Genomic DNA, 13,132 nt, shown 5'->3' on the forward strand with positions numbered 1-13,132 from the left:
TTTTTTTCTTGACTTCTTTCTTTTCTTTTCCATAAGGGACAAAGAGCAAATAAAGGGTCAACACCAAAAATCCAGCACTATAAGCTAAGAAAGTAGCTGTCCAACCAAAGGCCAACAACTGACCGACTGCCAAGGTGATGAGAGAAGCCCCAACAACCTCTGCAGAACCGCGTAGCCCTAACATCTGAATTCGCGTTTTTCCTTGATAGCGTTCACTAATAATGGAAATGGCCTTGGCATTAATCATCCCTACACCCAAACCAAAAAGAATCCGTGTTCCAAAGACAAAGGGATAGGCTTGATACCAAAAGGGTGCTGTTCCACTCAGTGATAAAATCAGCAAGCCCAAACTAATCTGTAAGCGCTCAGGAAATATTTTTTCTAAGATGCCATTTAGTAGTAACATAATCATGATCCCGAAGGAAGGCAAGCTCGCCAAGAGCTCAATTTGTTCCTTAGGATAGCCTTGATAATAGTCAAACATGGCTGGCAGGGCACTCGAGATGGAAAAGGATGTAATCAAAACGAGGGAGAGAGCCAAAATACTGGCCCGTTCTAAAAATTGTTTCATGAAATCTCTTTCTATATTTCTCTTAGTCTTCTAATTTTTTGATAGTTATCAAACAGGCAAGAAAAGAAGAAGCCTCTTTAGTGTATAGACTCCTTCTTAAACTAGAAAATAAATCCCTTGTATCTTAGGATGACTTTCTCTTGATTTGCTTAATAAAGTAGAAGATAAATCCTGCCACCATATAGGCAACAAAGATAATCAGACACCACTTGAACACGACATCCCACCCCTTGTTCACATTCAAAAAGAAGTAAGGGAAGGGACTGACCTTAGAATTAGGAACATCAAGTTTCAGTACCAAGCCATTAAAAAGAGCAAAAATCATATACAGCAAGGGTAAAATCGTCCACACAACTGGATCCCAAATCTTGTATTGACCCTGTTTGTCAAAAAAGAGGGTATCTGCGAAAAACCAAAGGGGAACGATATAGTGGCAAAGAAAATTTTCCAGAGTATAGAAATTAGTCGCAATGGGCGCTAAGAGGAAATGGTAAATCACACAGGTAATCATGATACTCATGGTGACTCCACCTTTTAAGCGCAAGAGACTTGGCCTTTGCCAGTTTTCACCTAAACGGCTCATAACCTTTAAGAGATGGAGCGTAAAAATCGCGACTAAAAGGTTGGACAGAACCGTATAATAGAGCAACATCCCAAATCCACCATGCTTGGCGATTTCAAGATAAACTCCCGTAAAAGCCGCTAGAAACAAGAAGATACGGCTATAAAATACTAGTTTATAGTGCTTTGACATGCTTAAATTTTCTTCACAAACTCTGATTTGAGCTTCATGGCACCAAAGCCATCAATCTTACAGTCGATATTGTGGTCGCCTTCTACGATGCGGATATTCTTCACGCGCGTCCCTTGTTTCAAATCTTTTGGCGCACCTTTTACTTTCAAGTCCTTGATGAGAGTTACTGTATCACCGTCAGCCAATTTATTTCCGTTGGCATCGACAGCAACAAGGCCTTCTTCTACATCTGCAACTTCAGCAGGATTCCACTCATAAGCACACTCTGGGCAAACCAGTAGGGCACCGTCTTCGTAGACATACTCTGAGTTACATTTTGGGCAATTTGGTAAGTTATTCATGGTTTCTCCTTATCATCATTCACTATTCTTTGAAAATCAAAATTTCTCGAACAGCAACTATTATACCTTAAAATCAGCATTTTGACAAATGAGTCGCCGGAGAAGCAAAGAAAAAATCATGTAACTTTGTCTGCTACATGATTTTTAAAAGATAGTTTATCATGAGTAGTGATACAGAAACTCATGATAGAAAGGGATGCATTTATCTTACAAACCAGGTGCTTGTCCAAGTTCTGCCGCAAGCATCCAAACCGTTTTCTCAAGTTCAGCTTTAGCACCAACAAAGATATCGTTTGTCACATCATCACCTTCTTCATCAGTAACATCCAAAGCTTTTTGGAACAGAGTGATGAGATAACGATAAACATCTAGGACACGTTCCAAGCTTTCTTCAACACTACGGAATTCTCCTTCTTCTTCTTCGATTTCACTATGTTGAAGGAATTCTGTCAAAGTAGAGAATGGGCTTCCACCAAGTGTGATCAAGCGTTCGCTGATTTCATCCAATTGGCCATCAAGAGCTTCCATATACTCATCCATTTTTGGATGCCATACAAGGAAACCACGACCACGCATGTACCAGTGCACTTGGTGCAAGGCAACGTGGGCTACGTATAAATCAGCAACAGCTTGGTTCAAGACTTCCTTTGTTTTTGCCAATGCTACTGGCGCTGCTTTTGTCAATGATGTTACGTCTTTTACTGCTTCTTTTTTCAATTCTACCATTTTATTTTACCTCATTCATTATTATTTGTAACCACTTCTTAGTGTTTACTCCCTTAGTATACTACTAATGAAAACCAATAGCAAGCCAAATGACTCACATGAGAAAAGTTGCAATAGACTGATAATTTAAGAAAAGTTTAGTTAGTTCTGATTAGCTCACTTTATCAGATTTACTTGAAAATTGGCTATGGTAAAGATCATAATAAAAGCCTTTTGCTTAGAGTGAGCTTTCGCAATTTCTCTGCTCAATAACCTGTCCATCCTTAAGAACGAGAATCTTATTTGCTTCTTGAATATTAGAGAGACGGTGAGCGATGATAAAGCTGGTTCTTCCTTTCATCAAGCGTTTCATAGCTTTTTGAATTAAAAGTTCCAAATGGGTATCAACAGAGGAAGTCGCTTCATTCAAAATAAGAATTTTAGAATTGTCTAAGAGAGCACTCGCGATGATCAACAATTGTTTTTGCCTGAGGGAAATATTGCTAGAGTCTTGGTTCATCTCCATGTTATAACCACCAGGAAGAGTTCGGATAAAGTTGTCTACATTTTCTGCTTTAGTAGAAAAAAGAAAGGACGATATTTGTCCTTTCTCGATTTTAGTTTTTCTTCAACCCAATAATGTTGATAAAGAGTCGATTATTTTACAAAGTCAAGCAAAGCCAAGAAGCTTTCTGCTTCAAGTGACGCACCACCTACAAGGGCACCGTCAACGTCTGGGCAAGCCATGTATGAAGCAACGTTTTCAGGTTTAACAGAACCACCGTATTGAACACGAACTTTGTCTGCAACTTCTTGACCGAAGTCAGCAGCTACAACGTCACGAACAACTTTACACATTTTTTGTGCATCGTCTTGTGAAGCTGATTTACCAGTACCGATAGCCCAGATTGGCTCATAAGCGATAACTGATGCAGCAACTTGTTCAGCAGTCAATCCAGCCAATGCAGCAGATACTTGAGCACCTACAAACTCAGCAGCTTTACCAGCTTCGTAAGTTTCAAGTGACTCACCACAACAGATGATTGGAAGCATACCGTTTGCAAAGATTGCTTTTGCTTTTTTGTTGATATCTTCGTCAGTTTCATGGAAGTAGTCACGGCGTTCTGAGTGACCGATAACAACGTAATCAGTACCGATTTCTTTCAAAACTTGTGGGCTTGTTTCACCAGTGAAAGCACCTGCATTTTCAAAGTAGCAGTTTTGAGCAGCAACTTTAAGGTTTGAACCTTTTGCAGCAGCAAGAACAGTTGTCAAATCAACTGCAGGAGCTGCGATACCTGCTTCAACAAGATCTGATGAAGGAAGTTTTGATGCAACTGCTTCAACGAATGCTTTAGCTTCTTCTGGATTTTTGTTCATTTTCCAGTTACCAGCGATAAATGGTTTACGTGACATTTCACATACCTCTTTTTTCAATTTATTTTCTACTTATTTTATCACAATTATACACAGCTTGCAAATCTTACTCGGATTTCAATCCTGCTTGTAACGATCAATCCTTCCAGAGATCCATAGCATTTCTGAAATCTGTCGATAGCTGTTTCAACTGAGGATTGCTTGCTTCTCTCTCTGCCCGCTTGGCCTCAATTTGAGCCACACTCTTGATACCTTCATGACGCCAGTTTCTCAAAATCGCCTGAATGTACTTCCAGTTTGGTTTTCCATTCAAAACCGCTTCACGAAGAGCTTCCTTAATCAAGTCAGCACTGGTTCCATCTTCCTTAAGAGTCTTGGTCAAATCCTCAATCTCAAAAGGGGTCAACAAGCGTCCTAATTCCTGCTGGAAGGTTTCAACCAAATCTTTGAGCTGATTTTGAGATGTCAACTGGTCTGAACTCGAATGAGCGGCTCCAAGCAAATTATCCAAACGTTCCAAAGCCAAACTAGCATCAAAAAGCAATTCAATTTCACCATTTAATTCGATGGTTCGATACTGAAGTAGTCCCCTCTCCGTCAGATTGGAAATGGCCTGATTGACATCCGAAATTTCCTTGCCAATCCTTTCAGCAATCTGGCTTGGCGACATTTCATCCAAGCCTGTCGTATTTTGCAAATAGAAAAATTGCCAGACCAGAAAATCGTCGCTAGAAGGAAAGAGTTCCTTAAAATGCAAGAGCAGGGCACTCGGTAAAACCAAGTTCCCTGATTTAAAAGCGTCTAAATATGTCATAATTCCTCTTATAAATACCCAAAAGCAGATGCATCATCTTCTATTTTTCTCCAGTCAAAAGGGGTTTCCTGATAGACGGCATAATTCACCCAGTTACTGAAAAAGAGGGCTGCTGATGAAGACCAACAAAGACAAGGTGTCTGGTTGACATCATCATCCTTAAAGTAATTTTCTGGAATATGTGGGTCTAAACCTGCATCACGGTCCCTAAAATACTCTTTTGCCAAGGTATCACGGTCATATTCCAAATGCCCAAAACTATAAATTTCTCGCAAATCACGACTGGCCAAAATAGAAACTCCAACCTGAGGTCCTTCTGATAAAATTTCAAGATTGGTTTTGTTTAAGATTTCTTCCTTAGAAATCTCCGTGTGCCGAGAATGAGGGGATACATAGCTATCGTCAAAGCCTCTAAAGAGAAGATGACCTTCCTTTAAAGTATCCTGAGGATAAATACCTGATAACTTACTGTCCATCTGGTATTTTTCCACCCCATAGCGCAAATAAAGACCAGCCTGAGCCCCCCAACAGATATGAAGGGTCGAATAGACATGGGTCTTGGACCACTCGATTACCTGACTGAATTCCTCCCAATAGTCCACTTCCTCAAATGGTAAATGCTCAACTGGAGCACCTGTGATAATCATCCCATCAAAATACTCATCCTTGACTTCAGGAAAAGTTTTATAAAAGGTCTCCATGTGCTCTGAACGAGTTGTTTTAGAACGGTGACTCTCCATATAGAGAAAATCAATATCCAGTTGCAGGGGCGTATTAGCCAAGTGGCGCAACAATTGAGTCTCTGTGACCATTTTTTGTGGCATGAGATTTAAAATTAAAATCTTCAAGGGACGGATATCTTGGTGGGCCGCACGTTGATCATCCATGACAAAGATATTCTCTGTCCGTAAAATCTCAACAGCTGGCAATTTTTTATCAATTCGAATCGGCATAACCCTCTCCTAACTGTACTTTTCAGGAATCATTGCATATGTTTGAAACTCTTCGAAAATCAAATTCAAACCTCGTCAACGTTGCCTTGCTGTACTCAAGTACAGCCTGCGGCTAGTTTCCTAGTTTGCTCTTTGATTTTCATTGAGTATAAAACTAAATCTCAAACACTTAGTCCTTTTATTATACTGCAAGAAGATATAGTTTTCAATTATACTTTTTCTCTAACTAGCTATAGTCTATTTTTATATCCTAATGTAGAGAAAACAGCCCTAGGGACTGTTTTTCATTAATAATGCATAAGAACTTTGTAATCGTAGTCACCGATTTTTTCACGGCCGTTCAATTCATCCAATTCAACAAGGAAGGCACAACCTGCTACAACACCACCAAGTTTTTCAATCATCTCGATGGTTGCCTTAACAGTTCCACCTGTTGCCAAGAGGTCATCCACAATAAGAACACGTTGACCTGGCTTGATGGCATCAGCATGCATAGTCAAGGTATCAACACCGTATTCTTTTTCGTAGTCAGCAGAAATAACTTCGCGTGGCAATTTACCTGGTTTACGAACAGGTGCAAAACCAATTCCCAACTCAAAGGCAACTGGACAGCCCACGATAAAACCACGAGCTTCAGGACCTACAATCATGTCAATTTTCTTGTCAGTCGCATACTGAACGATTTCACGAACAGCATAGCTGTAAGCATTCCCATCAGCCATCAAAGGACTGATATCACGGAAGGTAATCCCTTCCTTTGGATAATTTTCAATTGTTGCAATATAATCTTTTAAATTCATCTTTTTCTTTCTTTCAAAGTTTTTACTCTCTATTATAGCATATTTTTTAAGAAAGAAAAAAGGAAAAGTTAACTTCAATGATTATCTAACGATTTGACGATTTATGACTAGCCATAGCAATAAAGCCCAAGTTCTTTTTATTCTTATCAAACATTTTATACATAGTTAAAAACTGCTTTCTATTCTCCTTTTTACAAGCATTTACACAAATTTTCAAAGTTCCTAGCCAACCTTCGTCATAAATCATACCTGATAATTTCATTAATGTCATTTCACCAGTCAATACTTTCACATCACGATAACCTGATTCTATCATCACCTTTTCCCAACCATCTTGAGTTAAAGGACCTACATTTACATGAATTGCTTGTGACAATTCCTGTCTGACAGACTCTTTAGCTTCCTTAAGAAGCACATCATGTGTCAAAAGAAGACCTTCAGGTTTTAAAACCCTTAGATATTCCATTACACATTTTTTCTTAGCTTGATCGGCTTGCATAGTCAGCATAGCTTCATTTATAACAATATCAAAACTAGCATCTTCATAAGGAAGTTTCATTGCATTAGCTCTTTCAAAACTGATTAAATGAGCAACACCTGCCGTTTCAGCAGATTTTTTAGCCACTTCTAAGGCTTGTCCATCCATATCAACAGCAGTTATCTTACAACCAAAACGCTGTGCCAACTCAATTGCTGTAGTTCCCCTATTACACGCAACCTCTAATATTCTCTTTTCTTTTGAAAATCCTCCTTCCGCAATTAACCAATCTGTGGCACGTTTTCCACCTGGACGTAAGCGTTTTTTCCCCAGTTTTGCTAAAAACTTATGACCTGCTTCTGACATTTGAACACCTCTGTTTTTTCTTCATTATAACATAAAATGATATTGTCTGACAATTCTAATCTATTATTTGATAAACTAGAATCAAAAGCATACAAGCTGCCATGACTATAGCATGAATCTATTAATCACCTCTCTAGTTCTAATTCAATTGCTCATGTAGTTTACGCATATAGGTTACGATAACATATTTGTACTTTAGAGTTGCTGGCCTCCTTATCCGCTATATACGCTTTACTATCACGTGCCTATTCATAGAGCCAAGATTTCTCTATCTCTTTCTCTGCCGATTATTATTTCCAACGTCAAACTTAAATAGTCTATCCTAATGCCGTTCGATCAGCTACTCACAATAGTCAGGCTTGGGAATCACTTTTGGGTTTACTAGTATATGGTACCCACAGAGGACTTACACCTCAGATGAACGAAATGTCCGTCGTACCTAAAAAAACGAGCACTTTCGTACTCGTTCTCTGATATAAACTACTGATTAAAGTGAGTTTACGTCAACTTTGATACCAACACCTTGAGTAGTTGTGATAGTCAAGTTTGTTACGTAAGTTCCTTTAGCTGTAGCTGGTTTTGCTTTTTGGATTGTTTCGTTGAAAGCTTTGAAGTTTTCAACCAATTTTTCAGCTTCAAATGATACTTTACCGATGATTGCTTGAACGTTACCTGCACGGTCAGCACGGTAAGTGATTTTACCACCTTTAGACTCTTCAACTGCTTTAGCAACATCCATTGTTACAGTACCAGTTTTAGGGTTTGGCATCAAGTTACGTGGCCCAAGGACACGTCCAAGACGTCCAACAAGAGCCATCATGTCAGGTGTAGCGATAACTACGTCGAAGTCCAACCAACCGTCGTTGATTTTAGCAACAAGGTCATCTTCACCAACAAAGTCTGCACCAGCAGCTTTTGCTTCTTCAGCTTTTGCACCACGTGCGAAAACAAGAACTCGTGAAGTTTTACCAGTACCGTTTGGCAATACCATTGCTCCACGGATTTGTTGGTCAGCTTTTTTAACGTCGATGTTCAAGTTGTAAGCAACTTCTACAGTTGCGTCAAATTTTGCAAAGTTAGTTTCTTTTGCAAGTGCTACAGCTTCTTCTACGCTGTATGCTTTTGTGCTGTCAATTTTCTCAAGAGCAGCACGAAGTTGTTTGCTTTTTTTAGCCATTTTCTATTCTCCTTGTAAGTGGTTCAATCGATTTTCATCTCCCACGTCACTTCTCGAAATGATGAAGTCTTGCGGGTTATATTGGGGGTGTTATTGATTAGTCAACAACAGTGAATCCCATAGAACGAGCAGTACCTTCGATCATACGCATTGCAGACTCTACGTTTGCTGCGTTCAAATCTGGCATCTTAGTTTCTGCAATTTCTTGTACTTGCGCACGAGTAACTGTAGCAACTTTAGTTTTGTTAGGTGTACCTGATCCTTTTTCAACACCTGCAGCTTTTTTCAAAAGAACAGCAGCTGGTGGTGTTTTAGTGATGAAAGTAAATGATTTATCTTCGTAAACTGAGATAACAACTGGAATGATCATACCAGCTTGGTCAGCTGTACGAGCGTTGAACTCTTTTGTGAATCCCATGATGTTGATACCAGCTTGACCAAGAGCAGGTCCAACCGGTGGAGCTGGTGTAGCTTTACCAGCAGGGATTTGCAATTTTACAAGTTTTTCGACTTTTTTAGCCATTTTTAAATCCTCCTTTGTGGTTTTGGCGGTAATTAAAGATTTTTACCTCCCACAAGCATGCTTTACACATACTCATCTATTATACACTATTTATCTAGAATTGCAAGAGAAAAGTTTATTTTTTAATCGACGTAATCTCCGCCTTCAAAGCCGTAGTATTCTTCCAAACTGAGACCACTCTCAGCAATTTCTTTTGCTTCTTTTCCGACATAACGAAGGTGCCATTCCTCAGCCATATATCCCGTTTCTTTTTCTTTACCTTTGAGATAACGGACAACAAAACCATAATCAGCCGCATGGTCCAAGAGCCATTGGGCCGCTTTTCTTCTGTCACCAAATCACCATTTGTCCCAATCACATCAAAGGCTAAACCTGTCTGGTGCTCACTATAGCCAGGTCGGGCAGAGTAACGGTCAGCAGCTGCCTTCCCATCTTGGTTGACATAATCTTGGTAGAGCTTTGTCTGAGTTTCATAACTTCTAAAACCACTGTAATGGTCACTGATTGGGAAACCTGCCTCTTGCATAGCTTTGATGAGTTTGAGCAACTCTGCTTTGGCTGTTGGATTTTCCCCTGGATTGTAGTCTTTCGACAATGGATAGTGTTTATTTGCTACGATGATTTCATCGTATTTTCCTTGGATGCTGTAGTAGTCTCCTTTGTTAACCACTTCTGCTTTTTTCTGGGCAGCTCCTTGAGACTTACTTCCAACTGTTCCATCAGCTTTAGCAGTTTGCTCTGTCTTAGCTGAGCCATCTTCATTTTTTGCTTTTTCTTGTGAACAAGCTGCTAGACTCAAGGCTAGCAAGGCTGTCAAGATAAGGTATCTTTTTTTCATTTCTACTCCTTTATTTCTAATAGTTTATCTACTTCTGACGATAAACGTTTGACTAATTGTTTAATCTCATCCGGTTTTGCTTGGCAGGTTTCTGCTGTCATTTCTTCAAAGGGAACCCACCAGACTGGACCACGTCCATTGAGACCGTGACCATTCATGTCACCTCTTCGTCTAGGAAACAGATGCCAATGAAGATGGGCATCGCCATTTCCTAGCAGTTCGATATTCATTTTCTCAGCAGCAAAGGCCTTAGCAACCGCCTCTTGGACTAGACTCATTTCCTCTAAAAAACGGAGTCTTGTTTCCTTTTCTAAATGGTGCAATTCCGTGACGTGTTCTTTGGCTAGAAAGAGACTATAGCCTGTGAAATACTGGTGATCTCCAATGACAAGATAGCCTGTTTCCAACTCTTTGACAAAATAGGGATTTGCTCCCTTCTTGATGAGCTCAATTCTCTGGCAAATCAAACACATATTAGTCTACCAATGCGCTCTTAAGATAAGCATCAACCATACGCTCCGTTGCGACAACTGAGTCAATATGGGTACGCTCATAAGAATGACTAGACTCGATACCCGCGCCAAGGAGGGCATGCTTGACCTCTGCCCCTGCAGACATAGCTGCTGAAGCGTCTGAACCATAAAATGGATAGATATCCAGCTTAAATGGAATATCTTGCTCTTTAGCCAAAGCAACCAAGTGTTGCCGGAAGTCATAGTGATAAGGTCCAGAAGCATCCTTGACACAGATAGACACTGTATATTCGTCCGTTTGCTGGTCATCTCCCATAGCTCCCATATCCACAGCCAGATATTCTACCACCTGAGCAGGAATATTAGAATTAGCCCCATGCCCCACTTCTTCAAAAACTGAAAAAGCAAAATGGGTTGTTACGGGCAATTCAATCTTCTCTTCCTTATAAATACGAAGCAGATTAAGCAAAATCGCCGCACTGACCTTATCGTCCAAATGACGAGACTTGATAAAACCTATCTCTGTCACGACAGTTCGTGGGTCAAAACTGATAAAATCACCGACCTCAATGCCAAGAGCACGAGTTTCTTTTTCATTGGTTACTTTGGCGTCCAAACGCACTTCCATATTATCCTGCGTGCGTTCTGCAGTTCCTGCATCCTTGTAAACATGGCAAGAAGTTTGGTGGATGAGGATGGTTCCTGATACTTTTTCACCTGTACTAGCCACATGAACGGTACAGTTTTCTCCTTCAATCATGTTCCAAGGAAAGCCACCAATACGGTCCATTTTGAGACGGCCGTCTGGTTTAACAGCACGGACAATAGCACCAAGCGTATCTACATGGGCAGTCACATAGCGATGTTGCTCATCATTTTGACCTTTAATAGTTACATTGACACCGCCCTTGGCTGTGCGAACTGGCTGATAACCAAAACCTTCTAGAGTTTTAACTAAATAATTCGAAATTTCACGAGTAAAACCTGTTGGAGACGCAATGGCCGTCAGTTCTTTGATATATTCTACTGTTTGATTCATTTCTTCACCTCTTTTGCTACCTATTATAACACATTTATCATCGGATAAAAAAGAAAATCACCCCTGTAGACTTAGCTACAAAAGTGATTTTAATAATTATTCCATTTCAAAAACATCGCTTTCTTGCTTATTTGGTAGAACCAATGAGAGCAAGATTCCGACAACGGCTGGTACTAACCATGGGAGAGAGGCCTTGGCAAAAGGAAGAGTGTTGACAAGGTTTGCAAGAAACTCAACCTTAAACGAGCTTCCTAGTACGCTTGCAATGGCAATAGCTGTAACCACAGCAATTGTCAACTGCATACCTGGTTTTGAAAGGGCAACAAATTTGTTGACAATAACAATCATAACGATGGCAATCGTGATTGGGTACAAGATAACCAGTACAGGGATTGAGTACTTGATAATCGCATCAAGACCCAAATTGGCAATGGCAAATCCAATCAAGGTAAAGGCTGTCGCATAAACCTTGTAGCTGATTTGCGGGAAGCGCTCATTAAAGAACTCAGCTGTTGACACAATCAAACCAACTGTTGTTGTGAAGCAGGTTACGGTAACCATAGCTGCAAGGAAGAGTTGGGCTGTTGAGCCAAAGATTTCTTGAGTGGCTTGTGACAAAATGTAAACACCAGGAGTTCCACCCTTCATCGCTTCAGCTGGTACTGGGAAATGATTTCCAAGGAAACCTAACCCGATGTAAAGAGCGCTGAAGGCAAGGGCAACAACGATACCAACAACCCAAATAGTTGAAATGTATTCTTTCTTACTTGAAAATCCAAGTTGTTTCAAGGTTTGAACCGCAATCACACTAAAGGCAACTGAAGCAAGGGCGTCCAAGGTATTGTAACCTTCTAGGAAACCTGTACCAAAGGCAGAAGCTTGATAAGCAGCTGAAGCAGCTTGAGGACTTGTTCCACCGTATTTGATAGCTCCTAGGACAACCAAGATAACAATCAAAATCGCAAAGACTGGCGTTAAAATACGGCCGATACGGTCCAAGATTTTTGATGGATTAAGCGAAATCAAATAGGCTGCCGCAAAATACAGAACTGTAAAGACAATCAAACCAAGACCTTTATTTGCATCCGACAAAAGGGGGCTAATCCCTACTTCGTAAGCTGTTGTAGCTGTACGTGGGATAGCAAAGAATGGACCGATTGACAAGTAAAGAACTGAGAGGTAAAGAGTCGCAAACCAAGGCGCTATCTTTGTTGAAATCTCGTAGATATATCCTTTAGGATTTAGCGTTCCAATAATAAGAGTCAAGACGGCAATACCGACACCTGAAAAGACAAAACCTGCGATGGCAGGAAGAAAATGTTCCCCAGATAGAGTACCTAGAGAAGGCGGAAAAATCAAGTTCCCCGCACCAAAAAATATTCCAAACAGGAGTAAACCTGTTAGGGCACCTTTTTTAGCCATGAAAATCTCCTTCATATTTATAAAATACTGACCTAGTATATCATGAATAGGAGTATGAAAAAAGCTTCACGAAGTAAATATTGAATGTTTTCAAGATTCTTAAAAATAAGAATTATCTAAAAATAATATTCTCCTACCGAGATCACACCAAGTAGGAGAAAATTCTACTGTTTAAAGTTCTTCAAAGGCCATCATGCCACCTTGTACATTGATAACCTCATAACCTTGTTCTGATAAGAATTGGCAAGCACGCGCCGATCTCATTCCAGATTTACAAATAACATAATGTAACTGGTCCTTGTCCAACTGATCATAGCTATCAGCCAATTGACTAAGTGGCAGGTTGTGAGCGCCTTCTAAATGAAGTGCTTCAAACTCATCCACTTCTCTCACGTCCACTAGAGAAAGTTGATCGTTTTGGTAAAGCTGGTAAAATGCGTCAAAGGCTATTTCTTTCATTCTTTTTCTCCTAATACTCTTCGAAAATCTCTTCAAACCACG

Annotated in this window: 15 protein-coding genes and 2 pseudogenes; all 17 read right to left on the bottom strand. The window is 40.1% G+C overall.

Annotated elements, in window-relative coordinates; genetic code table 11:
- Positions 1–571 (bottom strand): MFS transporter (locus HMPREF2701_RS09625; protein ID WP_148130528.1); only part of this gene is annotated, 571 nt, incomplete at its 3' end.
- Positions 572–695: 124 nt separating this feature from the next.
- Positions 696–1,325 carry a Pr6Pr family membrane protein gene (locus HMPREF2701_RS09630; RefSeq protein ID WP_061589880.1) on the bottom strand — a complete coding sequence of 210 codons (630 nt, stop codon included), beginning with the start codon at positions 1,323–1,325 and terminating at the stop codon, positions 696–698.
- A 2-nt stretch (positions 1,326–1,327) separates the two neighbouring features.
- Complete coding sequence (locus HMPREF2701_RS09635) at positions 1,328–1,666, bottom strand: zinc ribbon domain-containing protein YjdM (RefSeq protein ID WP_001061597.1); 339 nt, start codon at positions 1,664–1,666, stop codon at positions 1,328–1,330.
- 207 nt (positions 1,667–1,873) lie between these two features.
- Positions 1,874–2,392 carry a Dps family protein gene (locus HMPREF2701_RS09640; RefSeq protein WP_061589881.1) on the bottom strand — a complete coding sequence of 173 codons (519 nt, stop codon included), beginning with the start codon at positions 2,390–2,392 and terminating at the stop codon, positions 1,874–1,876.
- A gap of 151 nt (positions 2,393–2,543) precedes the next feature.
- Positions 2,544–2,954: pseudogene (locus HMPREF2701_RS09645) on the bottom strand (ABC transporter ATP-binding protein); the annotation flags it as partial.
- 74 nt (positions 2,955–3,028) lie between these two features.
- Positions 3,029–3,787: a triose-phosphate isomerase gene (tpiA, locus tag HMPREF2701_RS09650; protein ID WP_005589685.1), complete on the bottom strand. Its 759-nt coding sequence runs from the start codon at positions 3,785–3,787 to the stop codon at positions 3,029–3,031.
- Positions 3,788–3,884: 97 nt separating this feature from the next.
- Positions 3,885–4,562, bottom strand: coding sequence for a DnaD domain-containing protein (locus tag HMPREF2701_RS09655; RefSeq protein WP_061589883.1), 678 nt, complete (start codon positions 4,560–4,562; stop codon positions 3,885–3,887).
- A gap of 8 nt (positions 4,563–4,570) precedes the next feature.
- Positions 4,571–5,515 carry a homoserine O-acetyltransferase MetA gene (gene metA / locus HMPREF2701_RS09660; protein ID WP_049492384.1) on the bottom strand — a complete coding sequence of 315 codons (945 nt, stop codon included), beginning with the start codon at positions 5,513–5,515 and terminating at the stop codon, positions 4,571–4,573.
- A gap of 287 nt (positions 5,516–5,802) precedes the next feature.
- Positions 5,803–6,315 carry an adenine phosphoribosyltransferase gene (locus HMPREF2701_RS09665; RefSeq protein WP_001049318.1) on the bottom strand — a complete coding sequence of 171 codons (513 nt, stop codon included), beginning with the start codon at positions 6,313–6,315 and terminating at the stop codon, positions 5,803–5,805.
- An 85-nt stretch (positions 6,316–6,400) separates the two neighbouring features.
- Positions 6,401–7,159 (bottom strand): class I SAM-dependent methyltransferase, encoded by a 759-nt coding sequence (locus HMPREF2701_RS09670; RefSeq protein WP_061589884.1) that lies wholly within the window; start codon positions 7,157–7,159, stop codon positions 6,401–6,403.
- Between the two features lie 487 nt (positions 7,160–7,646).
- The gene (rplA, locus tag HMPREF2701_RS09675; protein ID WP_001085675.1) at positions 7,647–8,336 is read right to left on the bottom strand and encodes a 50S ribosomal protein L1; all 690 of its coding nucleotides are present in this window, start codon (positions 8,334–8,336) and stop codon (positions 7,647–7,649) included.
- Positions 8,337–8,433: 97 nt separating this feature from the next.
- Positions 8,434–8,859 carry a 50S ribosomal protein L11 gene (gene rplK, locus HMPREF2701_RS09680; RefSeq protein WP_001085807.1) on the bottom strand — a complete coding sequence of 142 codons (426 nt, stop codon included), beginning with the start codon at positions 8,857–8,859 and terminating at the stop codon, positions 8,434–8,436.
- Between the two features lie 122 nt (positions 8,860–8,981).
- Positions 8,982–9,697, bottom strand: a pseudogene (gene ldcB / locus HMPREF2701_RS09685) (LD-carboxypeptidase LdcB/DacB).
- Positions 9,698–9,699: 2 nt separating this feature from the next.
- Positions 9,700–10,170 (bottom strand): HIT family protein, encoded by a 471-nt coding sequence (locus HMPREF2701_RS09690; RefSeq protein ID WP_070482874.1) that lies wholly within the window; start codon positions 10,168–10,170, stop codon positions 9,700–9,702.
- 1 nt (position 10,171) lies between these two features.
- Entirely contained in the window at positions 10,172–11,209 is a 1,038-nt protein-coding gene (locus tag HMPREF2701_RS09695) for a M42 family metallopeptidase (protein WP_070482877.1), read from the bottom strand.
- A gap of 96 nt (positions 11,210–11,305) precedes the next feature.
- Complete coding sequence (gene brnQ, locus HMPREF2701_RS09700; protein WP_070482880.1) at positions 11,306–12,631, bottom strand: branched-chain amino acid transport system II carrier protein; 1,326 nt, start codon at positions 12,629–12,631, stop codon at positions 11,306–11,308.
- A gap of 171 nt (positions 12,632–12,802) precedes the next feature.
- Positions 12,803–13,090, bottom strand: coding sequence for a rhodanese-like domain-containing protein (locus tag HMPREF2701_RS09705; protein WP_070482883.1), 288 nt, complete (start codon positions 13,088–13,090; stop codon positions 12,803–12,805).
- Between the last annotated feature and the right edge of the window lie 42 nt (positions 13,091–13,132).

This window comes from Streptococcus sp. HMSC077D04, from assembly GCF_001808785.1.
GTDB lineage: Bacteria > Bacillota > Bacilli > Lactobacillales > Streptococcaceae > Streptococcus > Streptococcus mitis_BX.

Bases quoted from the DNA above. Each gene is read 5' to 3' on its own strand.
- HMPREF2701_RS09630 (WP_061589880.1), bottom strand. From the start codon at position 1,325: ATGTCAAAGCACTATAAACTAGTATTTTATAGCCGTATCTTCTTGTTT.
- HMPREF2701_RS09635 (WP_001061597.1), bottom strand. From the start codon at position 1,666: ATGAATAACTTACCAAATTGCCCAAAATGTAACTCAGAGTATGTCTAC.
- HMPREF2701_RS09640 (WP_061589881.1), bottom strand. From the start codon at position 2,392: ATGGTAGAATTGAAAAAAGAAGCAGTAAAAGACGTAACATCATTGACA.
- tpiA (WP_005589685.1), bottom strand. From the start codon at position 3,787: ATGTCACGTAAACCATTTATCGCTGGTAACTGGAAAATGAACAAAAAT.
- HMPREF2701_RS09655 (WP_061589883.1), bottom strand. From the start codon at position 4,562: ATGACATATTTAGACGCTTTTAAATCAGGGAACTTGGTTTTACCGAGT.
- metA (WP_049492384.1), bottom strand. From the start codon at position 5,515: ATGCCGATTCGAATTGATAAAAAATTGCCAGCTGTTGAGATTTTACGG.
- HMPREF2701_RS09665 (WP_001049318.1), bottom strand. From the start codon at position 6,315: ATGAATTTAAAAGATTATATTGCAACAATTGAAAATTATCCAAAGGAA.
- HMPREF2701_RS09670 (WP_061589884.1), bottom strand. From the start codon at position 7,159: ATGTCAGAAGCAGGTCATAAGTTTTTAGCAAAACTGGGGAAAAAACGC.
- rplA (WP_001085675.1), bottom strand. From the start codon at position 8,336: ATGGCTAAAAAAAGCAAACAACTTCGTGCTGCTCTTGAGAAAATTGAC.
- rplK (WP_001085807.1), bottom strand. From the start codon at position 8,859: ATGGCTAAAAAAGTCGAAAAACTTGTAAAATTGCAAATCCCTGCTGGT.
- HMPREF2701_RS09690 (WP_070482874.1), bottom strand. From the start codon at position 10,170: ATGTGTTTGATTTGCCAGAGAATTGAGCTCATCAAGAAGGGAGCAAAT.
- HMPREF2701_RS09695 (WP_070482877.1), bottom strand. From the start codon at position 11,209: ATGAATCAAACAGTAGAATATATCAAAGAACTGACGGCCATTGCGTCT.
- brnQ (WP_070482880.1), bottom strand. From the start codon at position 12,631: ATGGCTAAAAAAGGTGCCCTAACAGGTTTACTCCTGTTTGGAATATTT.
- HMPREF2701_RS09705 (WP_070482883.1), bottom strand. From the start codon at position 13,090: ATGAAAGAAATAGCCTTTGACGCATTTTACCAGCTTTACCAAAACGAT.